General features: G+C 64.8%; 14 protein-coding genes and 1 pseudogene. 12 read left to right on the top strand and 3 right to left on the bottom strand.

Annotated elements, in window-relative coordinates; genetic code table 11:
• Positions 1–268 precede the first annotated feature (268 nt).
• From BXE_RS30245 to BXE_RS30235, 3 genes are read left to right on the top strand one after another with little or no spacing between them, the layout of a single operon-like run.
• Entirely contained in the window at positions 269–1,234 is a 966-nt protein-coding gene (locus BXE_RS30245; protein ID WP_011491922.1) for a polysaccharide deacetylase family protein, read from the top strand.
• Positions 1,231–1,965 (top strand): GntR family transcriptional regulator, encoded by a 735-nt coding sequence (locus BXE_RS30240; protein ID WP_011491921.1) that lies wholly within the window; start codon positions 1,231–1,233, stop codon positions 1,963–1,965. Before BXE_RS30245 ends, BXE_RS30240 begins: the two co-directional genes overlap by 4 nt.
• A gap of 9 nt (positions 1,966–1,974) precedes the next feature.
• The gene (locus tag BXE_RS30235; protein WP_011491920.1) at positions 1,975–2,565 is read left to right on the top strand and encodes a flavin reductase family protein; all 591 of its coding nucleotides are present in this window, start codon (positions 1,975–1,977) and stop codon (positions 2,563–2,565) included.
• Between the two features lie 34 nt (positions 2,566–2,599).
• On the opposite strand, the pseudogene BXE_RS30230 reads toward BXE_RS30235, so the two are convergent.
• Positions 2,600–3,022 (bottom strand): annotated as a pseudogene (locus BXE_RS30230) (gamma-glutamyltransferase); the annotation flags it as partial.
• Between the two features lie 350 nt (positions 3,023–3,372).
• Between BXE_RS30230 and atzF the strand changes: the two are divergent.
• The 9 genes from atzF to BXE_RS30185 all read left to right on the top strand — a co-directional run bounded on the left by atzF (position 3,373) and on the right by BXE_RS30185 (position 12,709).
• Positions 3,373–5,256: an allophanate hydrolase gene (gene atzF / locus BXE_RS30225; protein ID WP_040124698.1), complete on the top strand. Its 1,884-nt coding sequence runs from the start codon at positions 3,373–3,375 to the stop codon at positions 5,254–5,256.
• Between the two features lie 23 nt (positions 5,257–5,279).
• A complete protein-coding gene (locus tag BXE_RS30220) occupies positions 5,280–6,377 on the top strand; it encodes a BMP family ABC transporter substrate-binding protein (protein WP_011491918.1) in 1,098 nt (365 codons plus the stop codon).
• A gap of 49 nt (positions 6,378–6,426) precedes the next feature.
• Complete coding sequence (locus BXE_RS30215; protein ID WP_011491917.1) at positions 6,427–7,542, top strand: ABC transporter permease; 1,116 nt, start codon at positions 6,427–6,429, stop codon at positions 7,540–7,542.
• On the top strand, positions 7,535–8,461 hold the full coding sequence (locus BXE_RS30210; protein WP_011491916.1) for an ABC transporter permease: 927 nt from the start codon (positions 7,535–7,537) through the stop codon (positions 8,459–8,461). The genes BXE_RS30215 and BXE_RS30210 overlap by 8 nt, the downstream gene beginning before the upstream one ends.
• Before the next feature lie 78 nt (positions 8,462–8,539).
• Complete coding sequence (locus tag BXE_RS30205; RefSeq protein WP_007177325.1) at positions 8,540–9,232, top strand: biuret amidohydrolase; 693 nt, start codon at positions 8,540–8,542, stop codon at positions 9,230–9,232.
• Between the two features lie 2 nt (positions 9,233–9,234).
• Positions 9,235–10,848, top strand: a complete 1,614-nt coding sequence (locus BXE_RS30200; protein ID WP_011491915.1) for an ABC transporter ATP-binding protein — start codon at positions 9,235–9,237, stop codon at positions 10,846–10,848.
• Positions 10,845–11,540, top strand: a complete 696-nt coding sequence (locus BXE_RS30195; RefSeq protein WP_011491914.1) for a cysteine hydrolase family protein — start codon at positions 10,845–10,847, stop codon at positions 11,538–11,540. The genes BXE_RS30200 and BXE_RS30195 overlap by 4 nt, the downstream gene beginning before the upstream one ends.
• Complete coding sequence (hpxZ, locus tag BXE_RS30190; RefSeq protein ID WP_011491913.1) at positions 11,531–11,917, top strand: oxalurate catabolism protein HpxZ; 387 nt, start codon at positions 11,531–11,533, stop codon at positions 11,915–11,917. The genes BXE_RS30195 and hpxZ overlap by 10 nt, the downstream gene beginning before the upstream one ends.
• A gap of 33 nt (positions 11,918–11,950) precedes the next feature.
• The gene (locus BXE_RS30185; RefSeq protein ID WP_011491912.1) at positions 11,951–12,709 is read left to right on the top strand and encodes a GntR family transcriptional regulator; all 759 of its coding nucleotides are present in this window, start codon (positions 11,951–11,953) and stop codon (positions 12,707–12,709) included.
• Between the two features lie 66 nt (positions 12,710–12,775).
• Here BXE_RS30185 and BXE_RS30180 read toward each other — a convergent pair whose 3' ends face one another.
• Together BXE_RS30180 and BXE_RS30175 are read right to left on the bottom strand one after the other, a co-directional pair.
• The gene (locus BXE_RS30180) at positions 12,776–13,819 is read right to left on the bottom strand and encodes a rod shape-determining protein (protein WP_007177320.1); all 1,044 of its coding nucleotides are present in this window, start codon (positions 13,817–13,819) and stop codon (positions 12,776–12,778) included.
• Positions 13,820–13,980: 161 nt separating this feature from the next.
• Positions 13,981–15,081, bottom strand: coding sequence for an ABC transporter substrate-binding protein (locus tag BXE_RS30175; RefSeq protein WP_040124702.1), 1,101 nt, complete (start codon positions 15,079–15,081; stop codon positions 13,981–13,983).
• Positions 15,082–15,185 lie beyond the last annotated feature (104 nt).

Raw genomic sequence — 15,185 nt, 5'->3', positions numbered from 1 at the left:
ACGCTGCGTCCGAACGAAACCAAGCAAATGCAAGACATGTGCCATCCGTTGCACCGAACGGTGCGCCGATTGCCGACATACCGTTGTGCTTAACGTCTACGAGTTGGCTCATATTTTGCAAACGATCCGCAGCATCGATCGTTAGCGATTCAGGCGTTTGTTCTTGCGCGATCACGGTGCGTCTTCGGTCCGTCCCGGGGCATGATCCGGCCAATCCGGTTCATCCATGAGGCACTGCGTCGCGTTTCATCACCCACGGCTTTATCAAATGAACGACACACGGAACATGCCCGCAGCAGCGAACCGCGCGCGCCAGTTGCTCGCCACGCACGGCCGCTTTGCGTACCGGCCGATCACCGACAGCGACGCATTCCGCTGGCCGGGCGACGCCGGGCTCGCGGTCTATCTGGGCTTCAACATCGAACACTTTGCTTTCGGCGAAGGGCTGGGCGCCGCGCTCGGCCCGATTTCGCCGCAGCCGGATGTGCTCAACCACAGCTGGCGGGAGTACGGCAATCGGGTCGGCGCGTGGCGCTGCATCGAACTGTTCGATCAACTCGATCTGCCGGCCGGCACGCTGATCAACACCGCGCTCTACGATCACTGTCCCGAACTGATCGAGGCCTGCGTGGCGCGCGGCGACGAACTGATCGGTCACGGCCACACGAATGCGCACCGGCAAAGCGATCTGGACGAAAACGGCGAACGCGAGCTGCTTCTGCACTGCCGCGAGCGGATTGTCGAAGTGTCCGGCACGACACCGCAAGGCTGGCTTTCGCCGTGGATTTCGGAGTCCCATCTGACGCCGGATCTGCTCGCCGAGACCGGCTATCGCTACACGCTGAACTGGTGTCACGACGATCGCCCTGTGCGGATGGCCACGCGCGGCGCGCCGCTGTGGTCGATACCGTATCCCCAAGAACTCAACGATCTGCCGATGATGGTGGGCCGACATATGGATGGCCGCGCCTTCGCCGATATGATCATCGACCAGTTCGACGAGATGCTCGAACAGGCCAATCGCGGCACGCGGCCTCAGGCGCTCGTCATGGGCATCGCGTTGCATCCGTATCTGGTGGGACAGCCGTATCGCCTGCGGCATTTGCGCCGCGCGCTTCAGCATATCGCCGCGGCACGCGCCCGAGGCGACGTGTGGATCACCACGCCGGGCGCTATAGCGAATCATATGGACGAACTGGAGCGGGACGGCATTGTGCGCCCGGCCGTTGCATGAACGCGAAAGCCGGCGCGGCTACCGCAAAAAAAGCCCGCAAAGACGATGCGGATCTCGACGCGCGCATCTATCAGTCCATTTTCGACGGCGTGCTGAATCATCGTCTGACGCCGGGCACGAAGCTGCCGGAGCCTGAGTTATGCCAGCTGTTCGGCGTGGGCCGCGCGGTGGTGCGGCGCGTGCTGGAAAAGCTCGCGTATGACGGCATTGTCGTATTGCGGCCTAACAAGGGTGCGGTGATCGCCGAACCCACGCCCGAGGAAACGCGCGAGATCTTCGAAGCGCGCCGCTCCGTCGAAAGGATGCTGGTGGAGTTGGCCGTGCAGCGCGCGAACGCCACGGATATCAAGGCGTTGCGTCAGCAGCTCGCGAGCGAACATGAAGCGATGCACCGCTTCGACCAGCCTTCGTGGGCGACGCTCGCGAGTGGCTTTCACATGCGCATCGCCGCGCTGGCGGGTAATTCGATTCTGCAAAACTATCTGAAGGAACTGGTCTCGCGTTGTTCGCTGATCGTGGGCGTGTACGAACCGCCGGGGCATGCACCGTGCGAACACGCGGAGCATGCGGCGATTGTCGATTGCATCGAGGCGCGTGACGCGGCCGGCGCGATGGCGCATATGGAAGCGCATTTGCGCGACCTCGAAGAACGGATCGAAACCTCGCGGATGCGCGGCGAAAAGAGTCTGGGCCAATTGCTCGGCATTACCGCATCCGCCACTCCTAACTAGGCAGCCAACATGGAAATCGATTTCGCAGCGATCACCGAATACCAGCGCTACAAGCTGATGGCGAGCCTGATCGTGCCGCGTCCTATCGCGCTCGTCACCACGCTCGGCGCCGACGGCACCATCAACGCGGCACCATTCTCGATGTTCAACATGCTCGGCGAGGAACCGCCGATCGTGATGATCAGCGTCAACCGCGTGGCCGACGGCACGCTGAAGGATACGGCGGTGAATATCATGCGGACCGGCGAATTCGTGGTGCATCTCGCGGACGAAGCTATCGCGGACAAAATGCACCGCTGTGGAGAACGGCTGCCGCCGAACGTGAGCGAACTCGCCGAAGTCGGCTTGACGCCCGTGCCGAGTTCGCACGTTGCGCCACCACGCATTGCGGAAGCGCCGGTCGCGTTCGAGTGCACGACGTGGGAGACGCTGGAGACGACGAGCCGGCAGATTTTCATTGGACGTGTGCACCGGTTGCACGCGCGCGACGAGTTGATCGATACGGAAACGTGGCGCGTGCGCCTGCAACATTATTTTCCGGTGGGGCGCTTCGGCGCGAGCGACTACATAACGACGCGCGACCGGTTCACGCTTGGGTGACGTGGCGGCTCGGATAACCCGGCATCACCGCCCATCAAGCCACAAGCGCACGCCCATCGCTGCGCGGATCGTGCGCGCCCGAAGCCGACCCGTCCGGCTCGATGCGAATCACGCCAGGATGTCCCGCCAACGGACTCTGCGCCGCAATCGCGCTCACTTCATGGCCGCGCGCGGCGAGTGCCGCGAACACGTCGGCGCCGGCGTCCGCTTCGAGCTTCAACGCATCGCGCGTGTCGGAGAAGGTCTTGCCGAGCAGAAAACGCGGGCGGGCGAGGGCGCTCAACGGATCCATGCCGTAGTCGATCAGCCGCGTGAGAATCGCGGCCAGCGTTTGCGGCTGACCGTCCGCGCCTTGCGTGCCGAACAGCAGTTGCGGGTACCCGTTCTTCACATACATGCCGGGGTTCAGCGTATGGAAAGGCCGCTTGCCGGGCTGCACGGCATTGTGATGCGCGGTGCCCGCTCGCCATCTGTCCTCGCCGGTTTGCCGGCAGAGGCTGCCAGTAATCGCTATTGCGCATTCCGGCCAGGCGCAGCACGAGCGAGTGCGGTCGATGCGGCAGCGTGGCGCGCGAAAACGGCGCCGCGCGGCCCCGAATTGGTGAATGCTGCACCATCAGGTTCGCAAACCCTGGCTATTCCAAATGACCGCCGAGACAGGTCGAATACGCCGCTTGGCCTTCTCCAGCATAGACCGGACAAGCTTTTTCGACCACGATGGCGCGTTGGCATAGCTCCTGCTAATTTGAGTCCAAACTTGTATTCAAGATTGCACTCAAGGAAAAACAGGTGCCTATTTCTTCACCCATGACGGTCAAAGGTCTGCTCGCGGCCTATGCTGCGGGCCGCCTCACGCCGACTGAAGCCGTGACGGCGGCGTTGGCGCGGATCGACGCCATCGACCGGCCCGAAGTCTGGATTCTGCGCGTGCCGGCAGCCGACCTGCGTGCCCGCGCAAAAGCGCTCGAAGCGCTATACGAAGCCCAGGGCAGTGCCGTGTTCGAGCAGATGCCGCTGTTCGGCGTGCCGTTCGCCGTCAAGGACAATATCGACGTCGCCGGCTTGCCGACCACGGCCGCTTGCGAGCCGTTCGCCTATACGCCGGACGCGTCTGCGTTCGCCGTGCAGCGGCTTGTCGATGCCGGCGCGATTCTGCTCGGCAAGACCAATCTCGACCAGTTCGCCACCGGCCTCGTCGGCACGCGCTCGCCGTATGGCGCGGTGCGGCATGCCGGGTCGCCGCTGTACGTCTCGGGCGGTTCGAGTTCAGGCTCGGCCGTGGCGGTCGCGGCGGGTTGCGTGGCGTTTTCGCTCGGCACCGACACGGCCGGTTCGGGCCGCGTGCCGGCGGGGTTCAACGGGCTCGTCGGATTGAAGCCGTCGCTGGGACTGGTCAGCAAACGTGGTGTGGTGCCCGCGTGCCGAAGCCTCGACACGATCTCCGTTTTCGCGCACGACGTGGACGACGCATGGCGTGTGCTCAGTGAAATCGCCTGCTTCGATTCGCTGGACGGTTACTCGCGCAAGGTGCCGGCGCTGGGTCTGCTGCGTGCGGCGCCCCGCGTCGGCGTGCCGGAGCAACTGGAGTTTTACGGCGACACGGCGGCGAGCCAGGCGTTTTCATCGGCACTCGACACGCTCACCACGCACCTGCATCTGAGCACACAACCAATCGACTTCGAGCCGCTCCAAGCCGTCTCGGCTCTGCTCTACGACGGCCCGTGGGTCGCTGAACGGCGCGCGGCGCTCGGCACGTTTTTCGAAACCCATCACGAAGCCATCGATCCGGTCGTGGCCAAAGTGATCGGCAAAGCCGAGCAGTTCAACGCCGCCGATGCCTTCAACGGCCAGTACGCGCTGGCCGATCTGAAGCGCCACGCCGAAGCGCTGTTCGAAACGATCGACATCCTGATCGTGCCCACCACGCCAACGCATCCGTTGATCGCCGACGTGAAGGCCAATCCGGTCGAGTTGAACAGTCAGCTCGGCTACTACACCAACTTCGTCAACCTGCTCGACCTGTGCGCGCTGGCCGTGCCGTGTCAGCGGCGCAGCGACGGCTTGCCCGCAGGCGTCACGCTGATCGCGCCGAGCGGCGCGGACCGGCGCCTCGCTGAACTCGGCGCGCGGATTCAGGCGCTGTTCGCGAACGCGACGGAGGCCGCGCGTGCCGGCAATACCAGCGAAGCAGCGAACGCCAGCGCCGCAGCCGCATCGGCCGCCGCACTCATCCAGCCGCTGCCGTTCCAGGAACCGACCCTCACCCTCGCGGTAGTCGGCGCGCATCTGCGCGGACAGCCGTTGAACTGGCAACTCCAGGAAGCGGGCGCGCGTTTCGTCGAAGCCACGCACACCGCGCCCGGCTACAAGCTCTACGCGCTCGCCAACACCCAGCCGCCGAAACCCGGCCTCGTGCGCGCCACGCAGCAGCAAGGCCGGCCGATCGCGATCGAACTGTGGGAAGTGCCGCTGCGCAGCTTCGGCAAATTCGTCGCCGACGTGCCCGCGCCGCTCGGCATCGGCACGTTGGAACTCGCCTCCGGCCACAGCGTGAAGGGCTTCATCTGCGAGCCGTCGGCCGTCAGCGACGACAGCGGCGCGCTCGATATCACGTCGTTCGGCGGCTGGCTCGCGTATCTCGCCAGCCTGAAGGCAAACCCCCAAGCCAACCCGCAGGCCAACGCTCTTTAACCCTCCATCAGGAATTGGACACCATGACAAGCCGCCGCAATTTCATCAAGAGCGCCAGTCTGCTGACGCTCGGCAATATTCTGCCCATCCAGTCGGTGTTCGCCGCGCCGAAGACCACCGTCGGCGTGATCTACGTCGGCGCGCGTGGCGACTACGGCTACAACCAGGCGCAGGCGCAAGCCGCCGCGGTGATCAGGAAGATGCCCGACGTGAAGGTGGTAGAAGAAGAGAACGTGCCCGAGACCATCGCCGTGCAGAAGACGATGGAAGCGATGATCGAACAGGACGGCGCCACGCTCATCTTCGCGACCTCGTTTGGCTACTTCGATCCGCACGTGCTGAAGATGGCGGCGAAGTATCCGAAGGTGCGCTTCGCGCATTGCGGCGGTTTGTGGAAGCAGGGCAACCCGTCGAACATCACCAGCTACTTCGGTTATATCGACGAATGCCAGTACCTGAACGGCGTGGTGGCCGGCCATATGACGAAGAGCAAGAAGCTCGGCTTCGTCGCGGCCAAGCCGATTCCGCAGGTGCTGCGCAATATCAATTCGTTCACGCTCGGCGCGCAGTCGGTCGATCCGTCGATCACCACCCAGGTGATTTTCACAGGCGACTGGTCGATGCCGGTGAAGGAAGCCGAAGCCACCAACAGCCTCGTCGATCAGGGTTGCGACGTGCTGACCTGTCACGTCGACGGTCCGAAGGTCGTGGTCGAGACCGCGGAAAAACGCGGCGCGATGAGCTGTGGCTACCACGCGAGCCAGGCCGCGCTCGCGCCCAAGGGTTATCTGACCGGCGCCGAGTGGGACTGGGCCACGCCGTACAAGCAGTTGGTGACGGGCGCGCAAGCCGGCACGCCGCAGCCCAATGTTTTGCGCGGCGGTCTGAAAGAGGGCTTCGTGAAGATGTCGCCGTACGGCGCGAAAGTCACGGCCGCGGCGAAACAGAACGCCGACTCGATCAAGACCAGCATGGTGGCCGGCAACTTCGTGATCTTCAAAGGCCCGATGAAGGACAACAAGGGCGGCATGGCGATCGCCTCGGGCGCGAGTCACGCTCAGACCGACTACACGCTCGAAAGCATGAACTATCTGGTCGCGGGCGTCGTCGGCCAGATCTGACGACGGCGGTGTTTGCGTGACGATGTTGGTCGTCGATCGAGGAGCCGTGATGCGCCCCAATGCCTCTGTTGCGAGAGTGATGCTCTCGTTCCTGCCCGCGCTGCCGACCGTGCTGGCGGTGCTCGGCACCTTGCTGCTGTTCTCGCTTTTCCTGCTGGTGCAGGGACAGCCCGCGCTCGACGCGATCGTGCTGATTTTCCAAGGCGCGTTCGGCTCCTCGTTCGCGTGGCAAAGCACGCTGCTGCGCGCCGCGCCGTTGATGCTGACCGCGTTGTGCGTGGCGTTGCCCGCGCAGGTCGGGCTGATCGTGATCGGCGGCGAGGGCGCGCTCGCGCTGGGCGGCATGTGCGCCGCCATCGTTCCGCAGATGCTGCCGCATAACACGCCCTGGCTCATCGCCACGCCGCTGATGGCGCTCGCCGGCATGCTGGCGGGCGGCGTCTGGATCGGCGCGGTCGGTGCGTTGCGGCAGTGGCGCGGCGTCAACGAGACCATCAGCAGCCTGTTGATGTCGTATATCGCGATTGCCGTGTTCAAGCATCTGGTGGAAGGGCCGCTGCGCGACCCCGCGAGCCTGAACAAACCGTCGACGCTGCCCGTGCCCGACGCGATGATGATCGGCTCGATCCCCGGACTCGATACGCATTGGGGCCTGTTCTGGGGCGTCGTCGCCTGCGTCGCGGCGTGGGTGTTCGTGAAGTTCAGCACCAAGGGCTTCGCGATGCGCGTGGTGGGCGGCAGTAATCGCGCGGCGCGACTGGTCGGCTTGCCGGTCAATGTGCTTGCGCTCACGGCCTGTGTGCTGGGCGGCGCGGCGGCGGGTCTGGGCGGCATGTTCGAAGTCGCGGCGGTGCAGGGCAGCGCGAATGCGTCGCTGCTCGCGGGCTACGGTTACGCGGGCATTCTCGTCGCGTTCGCGGCGCGCCAGAATCCGCTCGCGATCATTGCGTGCGCGCTGATGATCGGCGGCATCGAGGCGAGCGGCAGTCTGCTGCAACGCCGCCTCGATCTGCCCGACGCCACCACGCTCGTTCTGCAAGGGCTGCTGTTCGCCAACCTGCTCGCGTGGGAAGCGCTCGGCGGCCGCATCGCCGCGTGGCGCGTGAAGCTGCAGGCCGCCGCGCAGACCGATCTTCCCGTGCAACTGGAGCAGACCCATGCCTGATATGCACTCGCCCATCGTGATCCTGTTGCTGTCGCTGTTCGCCGGGGCGATTCGCGTCAGCACGCCTTATCTGTTCGTGAGTCTCGGCGAGTGTCTGACCGAGAAGGGCGGCCGCGTCAATCTCGGGCTGGAGGGCATTCTCGTGTCCGGCGCGATGAGCGGCTATGCCGGCGCCTTTCTGAGCGGCTCGCCGTGGATCGGCGTGCTGGCCGCCGGCGCGGTCGGCCTGCTGCTCGGCTGTCTGCACGGTCTGGTGTGCTCGTTGCCGCGCGTGTCGGATATCGCTTTCGGCATCGCGTTGATGCTGCTCGGCACCGGCCTCGCGTTCTATCTCGGCAAACCCTTTATCGAACCGCAGGCGCCGATGCTGCCGTTCATCGACCTCGGCGGGTGGAGTTCATCGCCGCAACTGCATAACGCGCTGCATCTGAACCTGCTGTTCGTGATCGGCGTGGTGCTCGCCTTCGTTCTGCAATGGGGCTTGCGCAATACGCGCTGGGGCATGGTGCTGCGGCTCGTCGGCGACCACGCGGAAACGGCGCGCGCGATGGGCTATCCGCTGACCCGCGTGCGGATTGCCGCGACGGCGGTGGGCGGCGTGTTCGCGGGCGTCGGCGGTGCGTATCTGTCGCTGGTTTATCCCGGTAGCTGGAACGAAGGGCTCTCCAGCGGCCAGGGGCTGATGGCGGTCGCGCTGGTGATCTTCGCGCGCTGGCAGCCATTGCGCTGTTTGTGGGCCGCGCTGCTGTTCGGCGCGGCGGGCGCGCTCGGGCCGGCGTTGCAGGCAATCGGCGTGACGAGCGGCTATTACCTGTACAACGCCGCGCCGTATGTGCTGACGCTCGTGATCATGATCATCAATTGCCGTCCGGATCGCACGCTGGCGGGCGCGCCCGGCGAGCTGAGCCTGACGCGCTGACATGCTGACGCGCTCGCGCATTCGCGGAGCTTGCCGACTCCGACGCACCCGACGAACCTAACCCAGGATACCCAGACCATGACCCGATTCATCGAAGCCAAACCGTACCCGTGGCCCTACGACGGCAACCTGCGCCCGGAAAACACCGCGCTCGTGATCATCGACATGCAGACGGATTTTTGCGGCCACGGCGGCTACGTCGACAAGATGGGCTACGACCTTTCGCTCACGCGTGCGCCGATCGAGCCGATCAAACGCGTGCTGAAGGCCATGCGCGAGCAGGGCTTCACGATCATCCACACGCGTGAAGGCCACCGGCCCGATCTCTCCGATCTGCCCGCCAACAAGCGCTGGCGCAGCCGCCGTGCCGGCACCGACGGCGTGGGCATCGGCGACGACGGCCCGTGCGGCAGGATCCTCGTGCGCGGCGAGGCGGGCTGGGAGATCATCGACGAACTGAAGCCGCTCGCGGGCGAGATCGTGATCGACAAGCCCGGCAAAGGCTCGTTCTGCGCGACGGATCTCGAACTGATCCTGCGCACGCGCGGCATCGAGAATCTGATTCTGACCGGCATCACGACCGATGTCTGCGTGCACACCACCATGCGCGAAGCCAACGACCGCGGTTTCGAATGCACGGTGCTCGCCGACTGCTGCGGCGCGACCGACAAAGGCAATCACGACGCCGCATTGCACATGATCACGATGCAAGGCGGCGTGTTCGGCACGGTGTCGGACTCCGGCGCCTTGCTGCACACGCTGGGGGGATGATCATGTCGACGACGGTACGGCAGGCGCTCGGTGTGGAAGTGCTGAACGCGAGCAAATCGTTCGGCGCATTTCGCGCGCTGGACGGCGTTTCGATCAAGGTCAAGGCCGGCACGATCCACGCGCTGCTCGGCGAGAACGGCGCGGGCAAGAGCACGCTCGTGAAGGGACTGGTCGGCTACGGCGTGCTCGACGACGGCCAGATCGCCGCCGACGGCCGCGAAGTGCACATCCATTCGCCGCGTGACGCGCAGGCGCTCGGCATCGGCATGGTGTATCAGCATTTCACGCTGGCCGCGGGCCTGTCCGTCGAAGAGAACCTGCTGCTCGCGCGTGGACAAATGCCGTGGAAAATCGACTGGAAAGCGGAGCGCGCCGCGCTCGCCGCGTTCATGCAGCGCATGCCGTTTCGCTTGCCGCTCGACGCGCCGGTCGCGGGACTTGCCGCCGGTGAAAAGCAGAAGCTCGAAATCCTCAAGCAGCTCTATCTACAGCAGCGCTTCCTGATCCTCGACGAACCGACTTCCGTGCTGACACCGCAGGAAGCCGACGAAGTGCTCGGCCTGATGCGCGATCTGACCACGCGCGGCGAGCTGACCGTGCTGATGATCACGCACAAGTTCCGCGAAGTGATGGCCTACGCGGACGACGTCACGGTATTGCGCAAGGGGCGCCAGGTCGGCACGAGCGCGGTTGCGAACACCACGCGCGACGAACTCGCCGCCTGGATGATGGGCACCGTGGCCACCGGCGACGCGCCTGTCATGGCGGCAGTGACCGAAGCGCGCGTGCAGCGCAAGCCGGTCGACGAATCCGCCCAGGTGCGCCTCGCGCTGCGCGATGTGTCCGTGGAAGACGATCGCGGCCACACGGCCGTGAAGCACGCAACGCTGTCCGTGCGCGCGGGCGAAATTCTCGGACTCGCGGGCGTCTCCGGCAACGGTCAGAAGGAACTGGTGGAAGCGCTGGTCGGCCAGCGCCGTGTGAAGACCGGCGACATGCAGGTGGCCGGCAAGCCGTACCATGCAACGCGCGAACAGATGACGCAGCGGCGCGTCTTCGCGATCCCCGAAGAGCCGCTGAAGAACGCCTGCGTCGGCGCCATGAGCGTCGCGCAGAATCTCGCGCTGCGCGACTTCGATCGCGAGCCGTTGCGGCGCGGCGGCTGGTGGCTCGATCGCCGCGCCATGCGCGAGCGCGCCGCGCAGTTGATCGGCGAATTCAACGTGCGCCCGCCCGTGCCGGAACGTGCGATCGGCACGCTCTCGGGCGGCAACGTGCAACGCGCGGTGCTGGCGCGCGAACTCGGGCAGCCGGTGGATGTGCTGATCGTCGCGAATCCGGTGTTCGGGCTCGACTTCGCGTCGGTGGCCGATATCCATGCGCGTCTGATGGCCGCGCGCGATGCCGGCGCGGCCGTGCTGCTGGTGAGCGAAGACCTCGACGAACTGCTCGAACTGGCGGACCGTATCATGGTGATCGCCGAGGGCGAGCTGGTGTTCGAAACACCGGCGGCGCGCGCGGATCGCACCGTGCTCGGCCAGCATATGGCCGGACACGGCGACACCGCCGCGCCACACGCCGCACCGGCCGAAAAACTGAGGGAAACCATCGGATGACATCGACCCATTTGCTGACCATCGACGCCCAACCCGGACCGTTCAGCTTCGACCCCGCAAAAACCGCGCTGGTCGTGATCGACATGCAGCGCGACTTCATCGAACCGGGCGGCTTCGGCGAGTCGCTCGGCAACGACGTCTCGCTGCTCGCCGAGATCGTGCCGACCGTGGCCGCGCTGCTTGCGTTCGCGCGCCAACACCAATGGCTCGTCGTGCATACGCGTGAATCGCATGCGGCGGATCTGTCCGACTGCCCGCCGGCCAAACGTCTGCGCGGCGCGCCGAACGCGCGGATCGGCGACGCGGGGCCGATGGGCCGCATTCTCGTTCGCGGCGAACCCGGCAATGCGATCATCGAGCCGCTTGCGCCGCTGGCCGGCGAACTGGTAATCGACAAACCCGGCAAGGGCGCGTTCTACGCGACCCGGCTCGGCGAGGAACTGGCGATGCGCGGCATCACGCATCTGGTGTTTGCCGGCGTGACCACCGAGGTGTGCGTGCAAACGTCGATGCGCGAGGCCAACGACCGTGGTTATGACAGCCTGCTGATCGAAGACGCCACGGCGAGCTATTTCCCCGCGTTCAAACAGGCAACGCTCGACATGGTGCGCTCGCAAGGCGGCATTGTCGGCTGGACCGCACCTTTGTCTTCACTATTGAAAATCGACGGGACGATCCCAGCATGGAAGTGAATCAACCCGACATCGTGGCACAGGTGCAGGCGGCGTTCGTCGAATACGAACGGGCGCTGGTGGAGAACGACATCGAGGCGATGAACGCGCTTTTCTGGCACACGCCGGAAACGGTGCGCTACGGTATCGCTGAAGTGCAGCACGGCGGCGAAGCGATCCGTGCATGGCGCGAGCGCTGCGAGCCGGTGCCGAAGTCGCGCAAGCTGCATCGAACCGTGGTGACGACCTTCGGCACGGACTTCGCCACGGTCAGCACCGAATTCACGAGCGACGCCACGCCCTTGCTCGGCCGTCAGATGCAAACATGGGCGAGGCTCAGTCCCGCCGATGGCTGGAAAATCGTCGCCGCGCATGTCAGTCTCATCGCCATGCCGTGAAACGCCGATAATAAGAACAAAGGACCAGGCAACATGAACGACGACCCGACCAACCTGCTGGAGACGCCCGCTGCTTCAGGCGTGCAGGATGCGCCCGCGCAGCCTGCCGCGGCCAACCCGCTTGCCGAGCAGGTCTATCAGCAGCTCAAGAACGATATCTTCAGCTTTCGCCTCTTTCCCGGCGACCGTTTTTCGGAGAACGGCATTGCGCAGCACTACGGCGTGTCGCGCACGCCAATGCGCGACGGCCTGTTCCGGCTGCAACGCGAGGGCTATCTGGAAGTCGGCTTCCGGCGCGGCTGGAAAGTCTCGCCGATCAACTTCGATCAACTCGATCAGCTCTACGATTTGCGCATCGTGCTGGAAGTCGCGGCGGTGGAGCGGATAGGCACGGGCGGCGATAGCGCTCACGCCGCCGTGGAGGCATTGAAGGCGGTCTGGTGCGTCGAGCCCGAATTGCGCGAGAGCGACCCGGTGAAAATGTTCGGCATGGACGAAAATTTTCACCGCCAACTGGTTGCCGCCACCGGCAACGCGGAAATGCTGCGCGTGCATAACGAAGTGGCCGAGCGCATCCGCATTGTGCGGCGGCTCGATTTTCTGAAACCGCACCGCACCAGCGCCACGTACGACGAGCATGCCACCATGCTCAATCTGATCGAACGCAACCGTTTGACCGAAGCGATCATCCTGCTGCGCGCGCATGTCACGCAGAGCAAGCTGGAAGTGCGCAAGATCACACTGTCCATGCTTGCCGCGGCGCGCGACAGCAAGCTGCCGTTCGTGTCCTGAGCGGGTTGAGTGGCTTGGGCGGCTTGAGCAGCTTGAGTGGTTCGAGCGTCCGCAGGCGCGCGAGGCTCATTCGTAAGAGAACGCGCCGCCGAATTTGTCGATCCGTTCGAGCGCCATGCCCGAGCCGCGCACCACGCAAGTCAGCGGCGCTTCGGCGACGAACACCGGCAAGCCCGTTTCTTCGGCGAGCAGGCGGTCCAGATCGCGCAGCAGCGCGCCGCCGCCCGCCAGCATGATGCCGCGCTCGGCAATGTCCGCGCCCAGTTCCGGCGGCGTTTGCTCCAGCGCGATCTTCACGGCGGAGACGATCTGATTGAGCGGATCGGTCAGCGCTTCGAGAATCTCGTTGCTGGACACCGTGAAGCTGCGCGGAATCCCTTCGGACATATTGCGGCCCTTGACTTCCATCTCCTTGACCTCGGAGCCCGGAAACGCGGAGCCGATTTCCTTCTTGATGGCTTCGGCCGTTTGCTCGCCGATCAGCATGCCGTAATTGCGGCGAATGTAGTTGACGATCGCGTCGTCGAACTTGTCGCCGCCCACGCGCACCGAGCCTTTATAAACGATGCCGCCGAGCGAGATCACGCCCACTTCGGTGGTGCCGCCGCCAATGTCGACCACCATCGAGCCGGTCGCTTCCGACACCGGCAAGCCCGCGCCGGTGGCCGCGGCCATCGGCTCCTCGATCAGATAGACCTGCGAAGCGCCCGCGCTGTGCGCGGCCTCCTTGATCGCGCGGCGCTCCACCTGGGTGGAGCCGCACGGCACGCAGATGATGATGCGCGGCGACGGCGCGAACATACGCGACTCGTGCGCCATCTGGATGAAGCGCTTGATCATCTGCTGGGTAATGTTGAAGTCGGCGATCACGCCGTCTTTCATCGGGCGGATCGCCTCGATATTGCCCGGCACCTTGCCGAGCATCTGTTTTGCTTCCTTGCCGACGGCCAGAATGATCTTCTTGCCGTTCGGACCGCCTTCCTGGCGAATCGAGACCACCGAAGGTTCGTCCAGCACGATACCCTTGCCACGCATGTAGATGAGCGTGTTCGACGTGCCGAGGTCGATTGCCAGGTCGTTGGAAAAATAGCCGCGCAGAAAACCGAACATGCAAATTCCTGTCTCTCGGAAGTCGGGCGCAGAAGCGCCGCCTGGGAGTTGCCGCCCGGAGGCGGCAGGCGACCTGTTGATGGTCGGGAGAGACGCAAGAATAACAGTTTCGGGTCCGCGGGCTATTTCGGCGTGAGTGCCGGCAGTGCTTCGCGCTGCGCTTACTGCGCGTTGGCGAGCGAGGGGTCGATATAGGCGTTCACGTTTTGCGACTGCTTGTACACGCCGTTGCGCACGTTGAACCTGTCGGCGTTCGCGCTCGAACCGTAGACGGAGTCCAGTCCGTCGCCCTTGGTGAAGGCCTTCTTCGCCGCTGTGGAGTCGAGCAGGTGCGTGCCTTTGAGCAAGGGCAGGTACTGCGCCGGCGTGAGGCCGACCCGCGCGGACATGATCTTGACCGCGTCCGGTTGCGTTTTCGGGTCGTTGATATAGGCCACGCAGCGATACCAGACCTTGATCACCTTGGCCCAGTCGGCCCTGCGCGATTGCAGGCTGACGGGGTTCACCGTGATCGCGTCGTAGATCAGGCCGGGGGCGTCGGCGGACGTGAAGATCGGCCGCGAGCCCGGTACGCGCTTGAGCGCTTCACCCGCGTTCGGCTGCCAGGCGCCGACCGCTGCGACGTCTTTGGAGGAGGCCAGCACTTGCGGCAGTTCGTTGGTTTTTGCGTTGACGAGCGTGATATCCGATTCCTTCAGCGCATGTTTTTCCAGCGCCGTATCGAGCAGCAGGTGATCGACGAGGCCGATTTCAACGCCGACCTTCTTGCCCTTCAATCCTTCCACCGTGCGCACCGGCGGTTTGGCGACGATCATGTCGTTGCCGCTCGAATAGTCGGTCAGCAGGATCATCACGTTCTTGGCGCCGCTTGCGCCTGTCACCAGCGCGTCGCCGTTGGTTGCGCCGACCGCATCGAGTTTGCCGGCGGAAAACGCATCGAGCGAGGCCGAGTAGTCGAACCACTGGAAATTGACGTCCACGCCGGCTTCCTTGAACCAGCCTTTTTCGATCGCGATCTGGAAGGCGACGAAGCCGGGCCAGTCGCTATAGCCGATGGCGAGCGGCGTGGCCGCGTGGGCCGGGGTCGCGGTAAAGCCCGCAGTCAGTCCGATAGTGAGCGCGGCGGCAGCCACGGCGAGCACGCCACGCACGCGAAGGGCCGACGCGAAGCGCGCGGGCGAAGTAAGGGAAAGACGGGAAAGACGGGAAAGACGGGAAAGACGGGAAAGACGGGACGTGCGCAAGGATTCGAAGCGTTTCATCGTTTTCTCCAGGAGACCGGTCAATTGCGATTGTTGAGTTGGATCGCGCGGCGACTGCGCGATGAAACAACATGACCGGCTCCCGCGCGAAAGCGAACGACAAA

It is taken from the genome of Paraburkholderia xenovorans LB400 (assembly GCF_000013645.1).
Taxonomy (GTDB): Bacteria; Pseudomonadota; Gammaproteobacteria; order Burkholderiales; family Burkholderiaceae; genus Paraburkholderia; species Paraburkholderia xenovorans.
Note: the sequence above shows the minus strand (reverse complement) of the source record. Positions and strands in the feature narration are given on the sequence as shown.